Origin of the sequence: Hyphococcus lacteus, from assembly GCF_041058985.1 — a bacterium.
Classification (GTDB): Bacteria; Pseudomonadota; Alphaproteobacteria; order Caulobacterales; family Parvularculaceae; genus Hyphococcus; species Hyphococcus lacteus.
Map to the genome: position 1 here is coordinate 1,428,106 of NZ_JBEHZE010000001.1, position 14,603 is coordinate 1,442,708.

A 14,603-nucleotide genomic window follows, 5' to 3' on the forward strand; every position below is an offset into this window, starting at 1 on the left:
GTCGTTAATAAGCGACGCCGGTTTTCCTTTATGACAGATCTTATGCGCTATGCGGCCAAACTAGAGAATGCGGGCGAGAAGTCGCTACCGCCAGTCGAAAAATGGAACCCTGAATTTTGCGGGGACATCGACATGGTGATCAAGCGTGACGGCACATGGTTCTATGAGGGATCGCCCATTGGCCGGGCACGGTTAGTGCGGCTGTTCTCAACCGTGCTTAGGCGCGAGGGGGACCGCCACTTTCTGGTTACCCCAGTTGAGAAGCTTGGTATTCAGGTCGAAGATGCGCCGTTTCTTGCCGTACTCATGACGCGCGAGGGTACCAATAAAAACCAGACATTGAAATTTACGACAAATGTTGGCGATGAAATTGTGGCAGGGTCAGAGCACCCAATTGATTTCCGAAAGCCCTCTACTAATGAGGCGGGGAAACCCTATATCGGTGTACGGGCTGGCCTCGAAGCACTAATCGCACGATCGGTATTTTATGACCTCGTGGGATTGGCCGAAGTTGAAGACATAAATGGCGAGCCGACATTTGGTGTTTGGTCATCGGGCAAATTTTTTGCGTTCGGACCCGCCGATGAAATTTTTGGTAAACATTCAGATTGAATGAAGTGATGAATAGCTCAAGTATTTTTACGCCCGATTCCGCTGACGGAATCACAGCGCGCATTGAAGAGAACTTACGAAGCGCGTCCCCCGGGCGTGTGCGAGAGCTATTCAGAGAAATAAATCCGCATCTGGTAGGCGAGAAAAAATTCGAAAGTCGGTGGAGCAATAAACGTAAAGAAGCTTCTGTTCTTGTGCCGCTTATCCGCCGCGAGGATCAGCTAAATGTCGTTATGACGGTACGCTCACCCGATATGCCATCTCACCCAGGTCAGATCAGTTTTCCTGGCGGTAAAGCCCAGCCTGAGGATGATGGCCCCATAGCGACAGCGTTGCGTGAGGCCCATGAAGAAGTGAATATTGAGCCAGAAGCCGTGCAAGTTCTAGGCTCTCTTGGTGTTCATATGGGTGGTCTCGGTTTTGCTGTGACGCCGATTGTCGGGCTCGTTGATTCTGCGGCGGCCATGAAACCTTGTCCGCGCGAAGTGGACGAGATTTTTGAAGTACCGCTCGATTTTATTGCTAATCTGGAAAACCACATCACGGAAGACCGACATCTTGATGGTGTGATGTATAAGATGTATGCGGCTCCATACGGACGATATCACATATGGGGGTTAACCGCCGGGATACTTCGTAGCTTTGCAGAATTGGTTCAGGACGCGAAAACCGAGATCGCAAGATGATACAATCGGAGCCTCTTGTTCCGTTAACAGACGATCAAAGAAATAATTTTCTTTGGTTGAATGAGCCTCATATAGAAAAAGTAGTGCAGGCGCTTTATGCAGCTAAGCCTTTCTCGGTGCGGTTTGTCGGCGGGTGTGTGCGCGATAGTTTGCTTGGGCAAGACCCTAAAGACATAGATGCAGCCACGATTTTGCAACCTGACGCGGTAATGCATGCTTTGGAGAGCGCGGGTATTACCTGTGTTCCAACCGGTATAGCGTATGGAACAATCACAGCAATTATTGATCACAAAGCGATAGAAATAACGACCTTGCGGACTGATGTTGAAACGGATGGTAGGCACGCAACCGTAGAGTACACTGACGATTGGATGCATGATGCGGTACGGCGAGACTTCACAATCAATGCGATATACCTAACGCCTGAAGGGGCGATGTTTGACCCAGTCGGTGGGCTAGGTGACCTGAAGAAGAAAAAAGTCAAATTTATTGGTGATCCACAGGACCGTATTAAAGAAGACTTTCTTCGTATATTGAGGTTTTTTAGATTTTCGGCGCGATTTTGCACAGAGTTTGATGCGCCGGGGCTGGCAGCTTGTGCAAAATTACGTGCGGGCATTTCCACTCTCTCTGCAGAGCGAGTGGGTGATGAATTTTCGGCAATCCTTCGGTTGCCGAATGCCGGCATGGCAGTAAGAAAAATGGTCAGTACGGATGTTTTGAGTGAAATTTGGCAGACAGATCCGAACATAAGTGCCATTGAGAATTTAAAGAACTTGGAGCCGAATTCGCCTGTTCCGCTGGTGTTGGCAGCGCTATTTGGTGATAAGGGGAATGGAATAGATAAACGGTTACGCCATTCAAATGCGGAAAGAGCGATTAGAGAAAACGCGCTTCGTGCTGTCCGCCTGGTTTCATCTTCATTAACGGATCAAACGCTTCTCGAATATTCGTATTGTCTTGGTAAAGATGTGCTCGCAGACGGGGTATTGCTTGCTGCATCAAAATGCGAGATCACGAGTGCTGAATTCGATCAGTTCATGCAAAGCATAGCCAGAATTACAGTGCCCGTTTTCGCTATTTCAGGAAAACATGTTGTCTCAGCAGGCGTACCAGCTGGGCCGGCAGTTTCAAAAATATTGAAAGCTGTCGAGAAGCGCTGGATTGAGGAGGGGTTTCCGGACGAACAGCGCCAGCATGCCTTGTTGATGTCAGCGCTTTCCGGCGAACCTTAATGACGACCACGACCCGTCTTTATGCTCTAAGTATAGTGTTTAGTGCATTCCCTATTTGACCAATAGCACCATGGTGGGCTCTATTGCAGCTATAAAAATGCCAGAAAACTGGGCGTTGCGAGATTTTCAACGATTCCAGTTTCGCAAGTGGGTGATGGAAGCGAGAGGACAAACGCTATGATGGGTTTGATGATGGATCGGCCGCTTTTGACGACCGAAATCCTGAAACATGCGGTGCGAAATTACAAAGATACGGAAATAGTCACCCGAACTGTAGAAGGGCCGATTCATCGATATACCATCGGTGACTCGAACCGGCGGATTGCGAAGCTTGCGAATGCGCTGATTGATATGGGGGTTAAGCCCGGTGACCGCATCGGGGTTATTGGTTGGAACACCCACAGGCAGTTTGAATTATATTACGCCATTGGCGGCATCGGCGCAGTTCTTCATACGGTGAACCCGAGATTAGGACCAGAGAATGCAGCTTTTGTCATTAATCATGCTGAAGATGATTTTCTCTTTTATGATACGACGTTTGCGCCATTGGTTGCTGCGCTTAAACCCTTACTTAAAACCGTAAAACAGTTTTGTGCACTGACGGATAGCGATCATGCGACTGACGATGCATTGATTTATGAGGACCTAATCGCGCCTGCGAAAGATACATTTGAATGGCCAGACTTTGATGAGAGCACGGCCGTTGCGATGTGTTACACCTCTGGCACGACAGGTGACCCAAAGGGCGTGGTGTATAGTCATCGCGCACTCGTGCTTCAGGCATTTGGTAGCGTGTTGCCCACAGCGCTTGGCGTCGTCGAGGGCGACTCTATTCTCCCCGTTGTTCCGATGTTCCATGTTAATGCTTGGAATACACCTTATTCGAGCCTTATGGTTGGTTTGAAGCAAGTGTTCCCTGGCCCCCGTTTGGACGGGGAGGGGCTTTATGAATTGCTGGAATCCGAAAAGGTTACCTATAGTGTTGGTGTGCCAACTGTATGGCTTGGACTGCTCCAATATCTTGAAAAAACAGGCAAGGAACTAACTCATCTAAAGACGGGATTGAGCGGCGGGTCGGCTCTTCCTGAAGCATTGATCCGTGGATTTGCGAAATACGATGTGCACTTGCGCCAAGGGTGGGGAATGACCGAAATGTCCCCGATCGGCACGGTGAACTCTTTACCGCCTCACATTCAAAAACTTTCCTTTGAAGACCGCATTCCATATGAGTTAAAGGCTGGGCGGGCCCTGCCTTTCGTCGATATGCGGATCGTTGATCCGGCAGGAAAAGTGTTGCCGCACGACGGTCAGGCTGATGGTCATCTACAGGTTCGTGGGCCATGGATCGTCGGGGAGTATTATAAAGCCACGAGTGAAACGCTGACAGATGATGGTTGGTTTGATACTGGCGACGTTGCCATTATTGACGAGGATGGATTTCTTCAGATTACGGATCGGTCAAAAGACGTTATTAAAACGGGCGGGGAGTGGGTTTCGTCGATAGAAATCGAAAATGCGGCACAATCGCATCCCGGTGTTGCTCAGGCGGGCGTAATTGGAGTTTATCATCCGAAATGGCAAGAGCGTCCATTGCTGATCATTGTCAAAAAAGAAGGTCAAAACCCTAGTGCCGAAGAAATCCAAGAATTTCTAAAGGACAAAATTGATAAAATTGCTTGGCCTGATGCGGTTGAGTTTGTCGATGAAATTCCATTGGGTGCGACCGGCAAGGTTTTAAAAACAGAACTCCGCAAAGCCTTTAGAGATTACAAGCTTCCGGTATAAGCCTCATATAGAAAAAGCCGTCAGTGTTAAGGCGGCTTTTTTATGCGAAGGTGATTGATTTATTGTCGTCGTTCAAATTTTGGTTATGGGTTGCAATAAATTCAAAATAGGATTGTCGAAGATCAAAGCACCTTCATCGACCACCAAAGAAATGCAATCTTCACCGTCGTCGTCAATGACAGGTTGGTGCATGCATGTTTCATCTTCACAGTGAAGATCGCCGCGGATAAAGCCTTGGCCGTTGACGTGGTACCCCCCTTGAAGAATAAGAGTCCATTCTTGTCCACTATGGGAATGAGCGGGTAATTTTAGTCCCGGCTTTGCTTTCAATAGATACAATCTTTCATTTTCCTGCTGGCCAAGAAATGCCCGTTCAACACCGGGCCCGCTCTTTTTCCATTTGAGATTAATCTCTGAATTATCCAGAAAGTTTTGTAAGGGGCGAGGTATCCAAGTCGATTGCGACTCGCGGGATGAGCGCCGTTCAGCATTTTGTGCGCCCTTACTCTGGGTGTCAGAAGGCAATGCCGCCGATAAGCGGTCGAGAAAATCGTCCGACAGTTTTTCGCCCTGTGCGCTTTCGATAAAAGCACCACCAAGATCGTCCAAGACATTTAGCTTTGCTTTTATCGATGGCTCTATTGCGGACTGACATTCAATCACTAACCGCTTTAGTTCAGAAAGTGCACCAGATGAATAAGACGCCAGCCATTCTTCACTAGCGGTGTGGCGGGGTGAAATGTTTCTGTTACTCATCAAAATACTCCGAGAACTCAGCTAGGTTTTGCTGCATCTTTTTTAAGGGAGAGCGAATCCGGCTTTTGACGGTGCCCAAGGGAAGCCCGGTCTTTTTTGCGATCTCGCCGTGGGAAAGCCCTTCAAAGAACGAAAGATATAATAGTTGTTTCTGATCAGTGGGTAGAAGCGCCAGTTGTTTATGGATGGCCACAGATATTTCATTCTGCGCATAATCAGAATCCGCTCCGTTAACCGTCGTATCTATGAGTTGGATGAAATCGTCGGGATCAGTGACGTCTATTTTTTTTGACTTTCGCTTGTGATCTATCCAACGATTGCGTGTGAGTCGGAAAACCCAGGTAGAGAATTTTCCTCGGGTTGGATCAAATTTATGGGCCTTTACCCAAACTGACACCAATACATCCTGAACAATATCTTCGGCTGTCGAAGGCTCTTCACCTCGGTGGGTTAACCATGATTTGAGGCGTGGCCCATAGTGTAGGGCCAGCGTATCAAGTGCATTCCGATCACGTTCATTGCGGATGCGACCGATTAATGCCTCATCGGTTTCGCTACGGTTGGGCATGGCTATAACGGCCCCCGAGATCGATGGTCGCGGCCGCATTCCAAGGCGTTGGCGACTAGATTCTGTAACCATTCTATTCTCCTATGACTATTTACGGGCCAAGGAGATATTTGGATCAATTGATCCAAATGGGCCGCGATAGCGTAGAACAGTGGTATATCAAAAACGGGCATCACAAATTATATGAGCAAGATAAACCAATTAGCCAGCTCTGAGATAGCCCGGCCAAAACCACGCATTGCAATAATTGGATCCGGGATTTCGGGGCTTTCTGCGGCGTGGGGGCTACACAGGGACTGCGAGGTCCATGTTTTCGAAAAGAATGATTATGTCGGCGGCCACACCAACACTGTGACTTTTGATGCCCCAGAAGGGCCTGTGCCGGTTGATACTGGGTTTATTGTTTATAATGATCCGAATTACCCAAATTTGTCCGCACTGTTCAATCAACTGGGAATTGGCTCAACAGAAACTGAAATGCACTTTTCGGTTTCTGCCCGCGATCGCGGATTAGAATATGCAAGTAATGGCATTTCCGGGATATTTGCTGATTTACGAAACATCACACGTCCGCGCTTTTTCGCGATGCTTGCCGACATTCTGAGATTCTACGCAGCGGCACCGAACCTAATAGGTGCGTCCGATGACCTTACGCTCGGCGAATTTCTAAAACGAAAAAAATATGGCGCGTCTTTTATACACGACCATATTTTACCTATGGCGGCTGCAATTTGGTCCTGTCCTGTGGGAACAATTCTTGACTTTCCTGTTAAAAGCCTGGCCCGGTTTTTTATCAATCATGGTCTTGTGGAATTAGGAACGCCGTTTGAATGGAAATCGGTTCACGGAGGAAGTGCTTCCTACATTGCACCAATGACTGCTAATTTTCGTGACCGAATAATATGTAATACCCCTGTACATTCTGTTCGGCGTTTGAATAATGGCGTCGAATTACTATTTGAAGGTGGGAATAGACGCCACTTCGATAAAGTTGTATTCGCGTGCCATGCCCCGACGGCCTTGGCGCTCCTTGATGATCCATCGACCGAAGAGCAGAACGTCTTGCGGAAGTTTAAAATTCAGCCCAATAAAGCAGTTCTTCATACAGATGATAATTTTATGCCGCGCCGAAAGCGCGCGTGGGCGAGTTGGAACTACCTTTCAAACTTTTCCAGTCAGCAGGAAATTTCTGTAACCTATTGGATGAATGCCCTACAGAACTTGCCCACTTCGACGAACTGTTTCGTTACGTTAAATCCCTTGCATATGCCGCAGCCTGAAAAAATTATCGCGAGCTTTGATTATGATCACCCGATTTTTGACCCCGCAGCATCAAAAGCCCAGCGTGAAATTTGGAATATCCAAGGAACTAACAATGTCTGGTTTGCTGGTGCGTGGATGGGATATGGATTTCACGAAGATGGACTACAGGCCGGACTCGCGGTCGCCGAAATGATGACAAATTGGCGGCGTCCTTGGGCGTTTGATTATGCGACGGAACGGCTCTCACGACCGGACGCCGGTGATTTTTCAAAACGGATCGCGGCATGACATTTGGCCATTTTTATAAAGGATCTGTGTTTCACGCCCGCTTAACTGCACCGTTACATAAGTTCCGTTATAAAATCGCCTATATATGTGTCGATCTTGACGAAATCGCGCGCGCTCCGGCAATTTCAAAGTTGTTTGGCTGGCGTAAACGACGGCCAATTTCTATCGACCCAAAAAATTATGGTGATGGACAAACGGGTAATCTAGCAGGCTGGGTCAGGGAAATGTTGTCAGGGCAAGGTATAACGACCCCGGCTACGCGAATCGAATTGCTCACGATACCCAAAATTTTTGGTTATGTATTTAATCCGATCTCGATCTATTACATTTATGACGGCGAAAAGCTTCATCATCTCATTTATGAGGTGAATAATACGTTTGGTGGGCGACATCACTATTTCGCAGCGACAAAACCAGACGGCGGAGTCCAATTCCATCGCTGTACAAAGGCACTATATGTTTCGCCATATTTTGATGTGAAGGGGTATTATGAATTTGAAATAATTCCGCCCAGAGACAAAATTAGTCTGGACATCGATTATTTTGATGATCACGATACTCTGGCAATGAAAGCTAGCTTCAGCGGAAAAAAACTGCCTATTACTGATCGGCAGTGCCTAAAAATACTTCTGGCGTTTCCATTTATGACGGTTGGGGTTGTGGTTGCTATCCATTGGGAGGCGTTAAAGCTTTTCCTCAAGGGCGCGCGATTGAAGCCAGCAAATGGCACGGACCGGAGCCTAGGCGGCCTTACCCGAGAAGATAAGAAAATTACGCCTCGCCATATAGAAATACAGTAGAGCGGCACATGATTGAAACCGTGGATTCGAATACAAATTCTGCTTCCCGTTATTCGTTAGCCTTTCAGTTCGCGCGAAATTGTTTGGCTGGGGACCGTGTATGGACCGGTCAGGTGGAGTCTTTATGGGGGATATACACCCGGAAATTTCGCATTTCTTCGGGGGGCGTTATTCAAGGAAAAGATTTATTATTTGACGAGCGAATTGATTTCGCGGATGGCGAGAGTCAGAACCGATCATGGCGGTTGCTGGATACGAAAGATGGCGTTGATCTGATCGCAGATAACGCAATGCCAATTCGTCTGGGAGAAATAGAAAAAGGAAAATTTGAAATAGAGTATCGCTTAAAAATGTCCGGCATATGGTTTCGGTATACTGATATTTTTGATGTCGATGATCGTGGGAATGTTTCTAATATCGGCATCATAAAAATATTTGGAATTCCTATCATGCGTGTCACTGCCTATTCGCCGGGCAAGGCTGAGCTGACTTCTGGTTTTGAAGTTAACGCAGCATTTTCTTAGCGATGTGCAGGAAGACAAATTTTGGAAGAATGGCCAGAGTTTTTAGCCCCCATGCCAAACGCCGAGGAAATGCAGTTTCAAAACGATTTTGAGTTATGCCATTGATTATCCGGTCGCTAGCTTTTTTGACGTCCATTAAAAGCGGCATATCAAAGTCATTTTTGTCAGTAAGCGGTGTTTTTACAAATCCAGGCGAAATTAGTTTTACATCAATGTTTAATGGTTCAAGTTCTACGCATAATGTTTCTGTTAGGCGCATCAACGCTGCTTTTGAGGCGCAATAGGCTCCGGCTTGCGGCAACCCTATATAACCGGCAACCGATCCAACGATTGCTATGGTGCCGCGGCCTTGTTTTTTCATTGCAGGAATGACCGCGTCAAGGCAGTTCAATGTACCGAAGTAATTGGTTTCCATTATAGAAATATAGCTTTCGAGGTCAAAATCTCGGGCGTCAGTGGGTTTATGATTACCGGCATTCAGTATTGCGAGGTCGAGCGATCCGACCGAGGAAACGAAACGCTCTATACATTTTTTTGCTTCGGCTTTGTTCGTCATATCAAAGACGATTGGATGTGCGTTTGGGAATTGTGTGCGAATTTCCTCTAATGCTTCAGTGCGACGACCGCATATACCGACGGTCGCGCCTTGCTTTAGGTATCTTAGAGAAAGTGACCTTCCGATGCCACTTGAGGCCCCTGTTATGAGTACTGTCTTAATTTTTTCCATCTCTCTATAACGTTTGAACCCTCCGTTTGGTTTATATAATTTTGGAAAAAAATTCCCATAAAGATTACATCTGAATTCCAATCATATCCGTAAAACCAGCATCTATCCAATTAATCAAGAAAAGGGTTTTACAATGTCATTTTTAAAAGCAGCGTTAGCCGCTACCGCTTTTGCTTCCATGTCTGTGTCGTCGTGTGCCGCAGGGCCGGACAAAATGTCTGATTATTCAGAGAAGGCGGACATCGTTGATACAGCGATTAAAGCGGGATCATTTTCAACACTTGTTGCTGCTGTTCAGGCCGCAGGGCTTGAGGCCACGTTACGAAGTGAAGGTCCGTTCACAGTTTTCGCACCGACGGACGACGCGTTTGCAAAATTGCCTGATGGTACGGTCGAGAGCCTGCTGCTTCCAGAAAACAAAGACAAACTTGTATCAATCCTAACCTATCATGTGCTTCCCGGTGCGGTGATGTCAGAGGACATTGCAGGAAAACAGCTTGAAGTAAAAACTGTTCAGGGCACCACGGTTTCCGTTGATGCGACAGACGGCGTCAAAATTGATAATGCGAATGTTGTCAAAGCGGATATCAAAACATCCAACGGTGTCATTCACGTCATCGACACTGTTTTGATGCCTTAGGCATGATCGCGGGATTGGGAAATCCCTTTCCCGCTTTCGTTATCGGATTTTCTGGGATGTTCCTTTGGTGCCCAGGAGAAGACTCGAACTTCCACGTCCTTACGGACACCAGCACCTGAAGCTGGCGCGTCTACCAATTCCGCCACCTGGGCAGGTGAAGGACGGCTGATGTAGAATTGCGCGGTGGTGATGTCAATTGATCTTAATGTGCCGATAATTGAGGTAACCTGTGGAAAATTTCGGTCGCCGGCAAAAACCATCGAAATTGGCGAATAAGCCAGAAAATGGGCCAAACGCGGCAATTCTGGCAATTGTACCGGGGTGAAAATTCGGATAGTTGCTGTCACAAATAGACGTAGCCCGCGACGGAAATGCGGGCCTGACGGAGGCATTGTACGTGGCGGGCAAATTAGCGGTCGTTTTTGGTGGATCGGGCTTTTTGGGCCGGAATGTCGTGCGCGAGCTGGCGCGTCGCGGTTGGCGGGTCCGTGTGGCTGTGCGTCGCCCACATTTGGCGCAATTTCTTCGTCCTATGGGCGCAGTGGGGCAGATTCAACTAACGCAATGTAATATCCGCCATAAGGGATCTGTCAGAGAAGCGCTACGTGGGGCTGACGCTGTCGTGAACCTTGTGGGGCTTTTGTTTCAGTCGGGGAAGCAGGCATTTGACAGCGTTCAGTCGACTGGCGCGGCGAATATAGCGAGCCTGGCTGCTGAAGCTGGAATTCAGAATTTTATTCACCTTTCGGCAATTGGCGCTGATCCTGAGAGTGACAGTCTTTATGCGCAAAGCAAGGGCGAAGGAGAGCGCGCTGTGCGGTCATCTATACCAAGCGCAAAGATTATTCGGCCTTCTGTGATTTTTGGTGTTGAGGACGAGTTTTTTAATCGTTTTGCGACCCTCGCATCCTATTCGCCAGTGCTGCCGCTTATTGGTGGTGGCAAGACTAAATTCCAGCCAGTGTATGTGGATGATGTTGCTGACGCAGTATGCGAAGCGCTTGTACGTAAAGATGCGGAGGGCCGAACATTCGAGGTGGGCGGCCCGCGTGTTTATACATTCCGTGAGCTGATGGAATTGATGGTGTCAGAAACGGGCCAGAACCGCATACTGGCACCTGTGCCTTTTCCTATTGCTTCGCTTATCGGATTATTTGGCGAGGTTGCCGGTAAGTTGCCGTTTGTTGAACCGCCACTGACGCGAGATCAGGTGAAGCTGTTAAAACGAGATAACATAGTTAGCATTGATGCCGAAGTGGGTACGTTAAACGACTTAGGCGTTGAGCCCCAATCGGTTGAGTCGGTGTTGCCGACTTATATGGTTCGCTATCGTCGTTATGGACAATTTTCTGAAACTACAGCTTAGTCTTTGTAGCCATTGGGATTTAGGCTTTGCCAGCGCCAATGATCGGCGCACATTTCATCGAGTGTCTTTTCTGCCCGCCATTTCAGTAATTCTTCGGCGCGAGATGCATCGGCGTATATTTCTGCGATGTCTCCGTCACGACGCGGCGTATATTTCTGCGATGTCTCCGTCACGACGCGGCGTTATTTCAAAAGGGATGTCGCGATTAGATGCACGTTTGAATGCGGCAACTGCTTCGAGTACTGAATACCCTTTCCCGGCTCCCAGGTTGATATCGATCGCACCTTTTTTGTCTTCGGCTAGATAATCCAATGCAGCTGCGTGCCCCTTTGCCAAATCGCAGACATGAATGTAATCGCGGACGCCAGAGCCATCGCGCGTGGGATAGTCATTGCCGAAGACTGAAAGCTTGTCCCGTTTCCCGACAGCGACTTGGGCCATAAACGGAAACAGATTATTCGGAATGCCGTTTGGGTCCTCGCCAATTCGTCCCGACGGGTGAGCGCCCACCGGATTGAAGTACCGTAAATTGACGATCTGCCAATCGGCGTCGCTTATGGCGATGTCTTTTAGTATTTCCTCGATGAAAAATTTTGTCCGCCCATATGGATTGGTTGGTGCAGTGCCGCCGGATTCGTTCACCGGATTGGTGTTGCCATCACCGTATACTGTCGCTGATGACGAGAACACGAATTTTTTTGCATTAGCCGCTTTCAGTGCTTCAATCATTGTCAGTGCAGAGCCGATATTTACATTATAATATCTTTCGGGTTCAGCAACAGATTCGCCCACGGCCTTAAGTCCTGCAAGATGTATGGCACCGTCAGGGCGAAATGCCTTGATCGCTTCGAGTATGTCCGCTTTATGCATTGGGTCAGCGAGATCGCGCTTTAGGACAACAACGTTAGCATTGCTTAATTCGCGTATGCGGTCGATTGCTTCTGGATGCGCATTAGAGAAGTCGTCAATGATAAGAAGCGTATCACCACGCGACATTAATTCGACGCATACGTGACTGCCGATATACCCAGCACCTCCAGCGATGACGACTCTTTGGCTCATTGTATTCTCACAACAGATCTTCGCGGCCACGCCGCTTTAGCTCGTCTACAACTTTTCGGACATCTTGAGCACAGTCTTTGCGGGCAACCAACACTGCATCACCGGTGGCTACGATAATCAGGTCATCGACGCCAATAGCACCAATTACCGGCCCGCTGGACCGGACAGTTATGTCGTTACAATCAGATATAACGTGATCGGAACTCTCACTTGATGCTTCGCTCCAGCTACCGATATCGGTCCAACCTATATCGACTGGTGCTACAATCGCGGCTTTGTCGGTCTTTTCCATTATGGCGTAATCGACAGAGTCGCTGGGACAAGCTGAAAATTCTTTCTCGTTCAGCATTCGTGCATTCCCTTGCTCGGTGCATTCCTTTAAGGACTGTTTTGCAGCGGCAGAGATATCGGGCGCATGTTGATCAAGCTCGTTTAGCATAGACTTTGAATTGAAAAGAAATAGCCCGGCATTCCAAAAATATCCGCCGCTCTTGATATAGGCTTCTGCGGTGGCGTGGTCAGGCTTTTCTTTGAATGCCGCGACCTCATAGACATGCTTGCACACATCATTCCCAGACTGAATATATCCGTAACCTGTATGGGGGTGCGCGGGTTGAATACCAAAAGTAACGATGTGGTCTTTGGCGGCAGCCACGGCACCATCTTTGATCGCACGATGAAATGCGTTTTTATCTTCGATGTGGTGATCTGCAGGAGATAATAAGGCGAGAGCATCTGGGTTTTTGTCGGCGGTCCATGCTGCGGCCACAGCTGCGACGGCCGCCGTATTGCGCGGGCACGGCTCTAGGATGATATCCGCTGCGTCTATGCCAATTTCTTTGAGTTGTGTTTCAACGAGTTCGGCATGGTCGCGCCCGGCAATGATAAGGGGCGCAGAGAATAGGCTCGCGTCGCCAGAAAGCCTTAGGACCGTTTCCTGAAATAATGAGCGATTAGAAACGAGGTTAAGAAACTGCTTAGGGTAACTGCGGCGTGAAAGGGGCCATAGCCGCGTTCCAGAGCCGCCGGACATAATGACGGGCTGAATTTTCATTTCGTTTGTCCTTTACGCTGGAAATTATCCACGGCGATCACGGCCTCTATTATATGATAGAGAATGCTCGCCGGTACATTATCAGAAACCGGTCTTCCGTCAGCATCGAATTCGTCGATCCACAATCCCTGATGCATCACATTGAGATAGGTTTGAAAGAAGTTCTCGATGATTGAAACGGCGTGGTCAGAAGCATCACCATGGTTCCGGGATGCCATAATTATAGATGCCCGCAGAAACTCTGTCTGTGGCCAAAGTCGTTTTGCACTATGGACGATAGAGCCTCGTAGGTCGCATTTGTTGTCTACAAAACCATAGAAATTCGGATCACTTCCAATCGTGATCGCGGCGTCATAAAGCTCTGCGCAAATGTCCGAGCTTTTGCTGTCTCTAAAGGCATCATAGGCCGTTAGAAGTGACACCCATTCAAGCATGTGTCCCGGCTCAACAATATTAGCGCTTGGGTCGAGGGTCCAGTTGGTGTCAAAAAATTCGCGAATAACGCTGTGCTTTTTATCAAAAAAACGGGTACGGAATAAATCAAAAATCTGATCTGCATAGCTTAGATATCGTTCATCGCTAGTGACGCGAAAAAGAGCGGTAAATGCTTCGAAAAGATGCATGTGGGGGTTTTGACGCCGGGGTAGTTCAAAACGACAATTCTCTAACCAGCCTCCATTTTCGCCGCGAAGCTCGTTTTCCATAAAGCTGATTGTATTGTCGGCGAGAACTCGCGCGTTTTCGTCCTTTGCGGCTTCCCAACGCGAAGCGCAGGCGAGGAGTAGAAAGGCTTGGTCATAGAGATCGCGCTGATCGTCAATAATAGCGCCATTGTCAGCAATCAGATGCGCGCACCCACGTTTTCCCATATCAGGGCATGCTGTCGTCGTGAAATATTCAAACCCCTTTGCCGCGATAGACTCAGCGTCTTTATTCCAATGGCGAAGTCCGGCTTGGCTAAAACTATGGATTTGTCTGGCTTGCGAGCGAACGCGGCGTGGCTTTCCCATTATTGGCGACGCATGAAAATCTAACGCTTCGAAAAACCCGCCCTGAGAATGATTATACCCATTTTCGGCCCATACGGGTAAAGCGTGTTGGCAGAACCAGCTGACAAACTTTTCCGAAGATTTTTCAAGCGACTTCATTCTGGCCTACATTTTCGAAACGACTAACTTATTTATACGGATGATTTTGTTAGGGCTCTATAATCGGTCAGCGCTAGAAACTGACACTT

General features: G+C 48.1%; 16 protein-coding genes and 1 tRNA gene. 9 read left to right on the forward strand and 8 right to left on the reverse strand.

Translation table 11 applies throughout. The features are described from left to right. The first annotated feature begins 30 nt into the window (after positions 1 to 30). The 4 genes from ABFZ84_RS06895 (at position 31) to ABFZ84_RS06910 (ending at position 4,318) form a co-directional block, all read left to right on the forward strand. Positions 31 to 612, forward strand: coding sequence for a DUF1285 domain-containing protein (locus ABFZ84_RS06895; RefSeq protein WP_369313231.1), 582 nt, complete (start codon positions 31 to 33; stop codon positions 610 to 612). 8 nt (positions 613 to 620) lie between these two features. Beyond that, a complete protein-coding gene (locus ABFZ84_RS06900; RefSeq protein ID WP_369313232.1) occupies positions 621 to 1,298 on the forward strand; it encodes a CoA pyrophosphatase in 678 nt (225 codons plus the stop codon). After that, positions 1,295 to 2,533: a CCA tRNA nucleotidyltransferase gene (locus ABFZ84_RS06905; RefSeq protein WP_369313233.1), complete on the forward strand. Its 1,239-nt coding sequence runs from the start codon at positions 1,295 to 1,297 to the stop codon at positions 2,531 to 2,533. Before ABFZ84_RS06900 ends, ABFZ84_RS06905 begins: the two co-directional genes overlap by 4 nt. 177 nt (positions 2,534 to 2,710) lie before the next feature. Next, positions 2,711 to 4,318: a long-chain fatty acid--CoA ligase gene (locus tag ABFZ84_RS06910; protein WP_369313234.1), complete on the forward strand. Its 1,608-nt coding sequence runs from the start codon at positions 2,711 to 2,713 to the stop codon at positions 4,316 to 4,318. A 72-nt stretch (positions 4,319 to 4,390) separates the two neighbouring features. Here the strand turns inward: ABFZ84_RS06910 and ABFZ84_RS06915 are convergent, their stop codons facing one another. Then, the gene (locus tag ABFZ84_RS06915; RefSeq protein WP_369313235.1) at positions 4,391 to 5,074 is read right to left on the reverse strand and encodes a ChrR family anti-sigma-E factor; all 684 of its coding nucleotides are present in this window, start codon (positions 5,072 to 5,074) and stop codon (positions 4,391 to 4,393) included. Further along, entirely contained in the window at positions 5,067 to 5,714 is a 648-nt protein-coding gene (locus tag ABFZ84_RS06920; protein WP_369313236.1) for a sigma-70 family RNA polymerase sigma factor, read from the reverse strand. Before ABFZ84_RS06920 ends, ABFZ84_RS06915 begins: the two co-directional genes overlap by 8 nt. 111 nt (positions 5,715 to 5,825) lie before the next feature. Here ABFZ84_RS06920 and ABFZ84_RS06925 point away from each other — a divergent pair, with 111 nt between their 5' ends. From ABFZ84_RS06925 to ABFZ84_RS06935, 3 genes are read left to right on the forward strand one after another with little or no spacing between them, the layout of a single operon-like run. Further along, the gene (locus ABFZ84_RS06925; protein WP_369313237.1) at positions 5,826 to 7,193 is read left to right on the forward strand and encodes an NAD(P)/FAD-dependent oxidoreductase; all 1,368 of its coding nucleotides are present in this window, start codon (positions 5,826 to 5,828) and stop codon (positions 7,191 to 7,193) included. Next, positions 7,190 to 7,993 carry a DUF1365 domain-containing protein gene (locus tag ABFZ84_RS06930; protein ID WP_369313239.1) on the forward strand — a complete coding sequence of 268 codons (804 nt, stop codon included), beginning with the start codon at positions 7,190 to 7,192 and terminating at the stop codon, positions 7,991 to 7,993. The genes ABFZ84_RS06925 and ABFZ84_RS06930 overlap by 4 nt, the downstream gene beginning before the upstream one ends. 8 nt (positions 7,994 to 8,001) lie before the next feature. Beyond that, on the forward strand, positions 8,002 to 8,517 hold the full coding sequence (locus ABFZ84_RS06935; protein ID WP_369313240.1) for a DUF3833 family protein: 516 nt from the start codon (positions 8,002 to 8,004) through the stop codon (positions 8,515 to 8,517). On the opposite strand, the gene ABFZ84_RS06940 is transcribed toward ABFZ84_RS06935, so the two are convergent. Further along, positions 8,498 to 9,244 (reverse strand): SDR family NAD(P)-dependent oxidoreductase, encoded by a 747-nt coding sequence (locus ABFZ84_RS06940; protein ID WP_369313241.1) that lies wholly within the window; start codon positions 9,242 to 9,244, stop codon positions 8,498 to 8,500. The genes ABFZ84_RS06935 and ABFZ84_RS06940 overlap by 20 nt on opposite strands. 133 nt (positions 9,245 to 9,377) lie before the next feature. Between ABFZ84_RS06940 and ABFZ84_RS06945 the strand changes: the two genes are divergently transcribed. Further along, entirely contained in the window at positions 9,378 to 9,884 is a 507-nt protein-coding gene (locus ABFZ84_RS06945; protein ID WP_407067074.1) for a fasciclin domain-containing protein, read from the forward strand. Positions 9,885 to 9,949: 65 nt separating this feature from the next. Here ABFZ84_RS06945 and ABFZ84_RS06950 read toward each other — a convergent pair. Next, a tRNA-Leu gene (locus ABFZ84_RS06950) sits at positions 9,950 to 10,036 on the reverse strand. 245 nt (positions 10,037 to 10,281) lie between these two features. Between ABFZ84_RS06950 and ABFZ84_RS06955 the strand changes: the two genes are divergently transcribed. After that, entirely contained in the window at positions 10,282 to 11,250 is a 969-nt protein-coding gene (locus tag ABFZ84_RS06955) for a complex I NDUFA9 subunit family protein (protein WP_369313242.1), read from the forward strand. Here ABFZ84_RS06955 and ABFZ84_RS14760 read toward each other — a convergent pair. From ABFZ84_RS14760 to ABFZ84_RS06970, 4 genes are read right to left on the reverse strand one after another with little or no spacing between them, the layout of a single operon-like run. Continuing rightward, a complete protein-coding gene (locus ABFZ84_RS14760; protein WP_407067075.1) occupies positions 11,247 to 11,423 on the reverse strand; it encodes a hypothetical protein in 177 nt (58 codons plus the stop codon). The two genes, ABFZ84_RS06955 and ABFZ84_RS14760, sit on opposite strands and share 4 nt — an antisense overlap. Beyond that, entirely contained in the window at positions 11,386 to 12,312 is a 927-nt protein-coding gene (gene galE, locus ABFZ84_RS06960; protein WP_407067076.1) for a UDP-glucose 4-epimerase GalE, read from the reverse strand. Before galE ends, ABFZ84_RS14760 begins: the two co-directional genes overlap by 38 nt. A 7-nt stretch (positions 12,313 to 12,319) precedes the next feature. Next, the gene (locus ABFZ84_RS06965) at positions 12,320 to 13,366 is read right to left on the reverse strand and encodes a mannose-1-phosphate guanylyltransferase/mannose-6-phosphate isomerase (RefSeq protein ID WP_369313243.1); all 1,047 of its coding nucleotides are present in this window, start codon (positions 13,364 to 13,366) and stop codon (positions 12,320 to 12,322) included. After that, positions 13,363 to 14,514: an AGE family epimerase/isomerase gene (locus tag ABFZ84_RS06970; protein WP_369313244.1), complete on the reverse strand. Its 1,152-nt coding sequence runs from the start codon at positions 14,512 to 14,514 to the stop codon at positions 13,363 to 13,365. Before ABFZ84_RS06970 ends, ABFZ84_RS06965 begins: the two co-directional genes overlap by 4 nt. Between the last annotated feature and the right edge of the window lie 89 nt (positions 14,515 to 14,603).

Bases quoted from the DNA above. Each gene is read 5' to 3' on its own strand.
- ABFZ84_RS06905 (WP_369313233.1), top strand. From the start codon at position 1,295: ATGATACAATCGGAGCCTCTTGTTCCGTTAACAGACGATCAAAGAAAT.
- ABFZ84_RS06915 (WP_369313235.1), bottom strand. From the start codon at position 5,074: ATGAGTAACAGAAACATTTCACCCCGCCACACCGCTAGTGAAGAATGG.
- ABFZ84_RS06930 (WP_369313239.1), top strand. From the start codon at position 7,190: ATGACATTTGGCCATTTTTATAAAGGATCTGTGTTTCACGCCCGCTTA.
- galE (WP_407067076.1), bottom strand. From the start codon at position 12,312: ATGAGCCAAAGAGTCGTCATCGCTGGAGGTGCTGGGTATATCGGCAGT.
- ABFZ84_RS06910 (WP_369313234.1), top strand. From the start codon at position 2,711: ATGATGGGTTTGATGATGGATCGGCCGCTTTTGACGACCGAAATCCTG.
- ABFZ84_RS06940 (WP_369313241.1), bottom strand. From the start codon at position 9,244: ATGGAAAAAATTAAGACAGTACTCATAACAGGGGCCTCAAGTGGCATC.
- ABFZ84_RS06900 (WP_369313232.1), top strand. From the start codon at position 621: ATGAATAGCTCAAGTATTTTTACGCCCGATTCCGCTGACGGAATCACA.
- ABFZ84_RS06965 (WP_369313243.1), bottom strand. From the start codon at position 13,366: ATGAAAATTCAGCCCGTCATTATGTCCGGCGGCTCTGGAACGCGGCTA.
- ABFZ84_RS06895 (WP_369313231.1), top strand. From the start codon at position 31: ATGACAGATCTTATGCGCTATGCGGCCAAACTAGAGAATGCGGGCGAG.
- ABFZ84_RS06920 (WP_369313236.1), bottom strand. From the start codon at position 5,714: ATGGTTACAGAATCTAGTCGCCAACGCCTTGGAATGCGGCCGCGACCA.
- ABFZ84_RS06970 (WP_369313244.1), bottom strand. From the start codon at position 14,514: ATGAAGTCGCTTGAAAAATCTTCGGAAAAGTTTGTCAGCTGGTTCTGC.
- ABFZ84_RS06935 (WP_369313240.1), top strand. From the start codon at position 8,002: ATGATTGAAACCGTGGATTCGAATACAAATTCTGCTTCCCGTTATTCG.
- ABFZ84_RS06925 (WP_369313237.1), top strand. From the start codon at position 5,826: ATGAGCAAGATAAACCAATTAGCCAGCTCTGAGATAGCCCGGCCAAAA.
- ABFZ84_RS06945 (WP_407067074.1), top strand. From the start codon at position 9,378: ATGTCATTTTTAAAAGCAGCGTTAGCCGCTACCGCTTTTGCTTCCATG.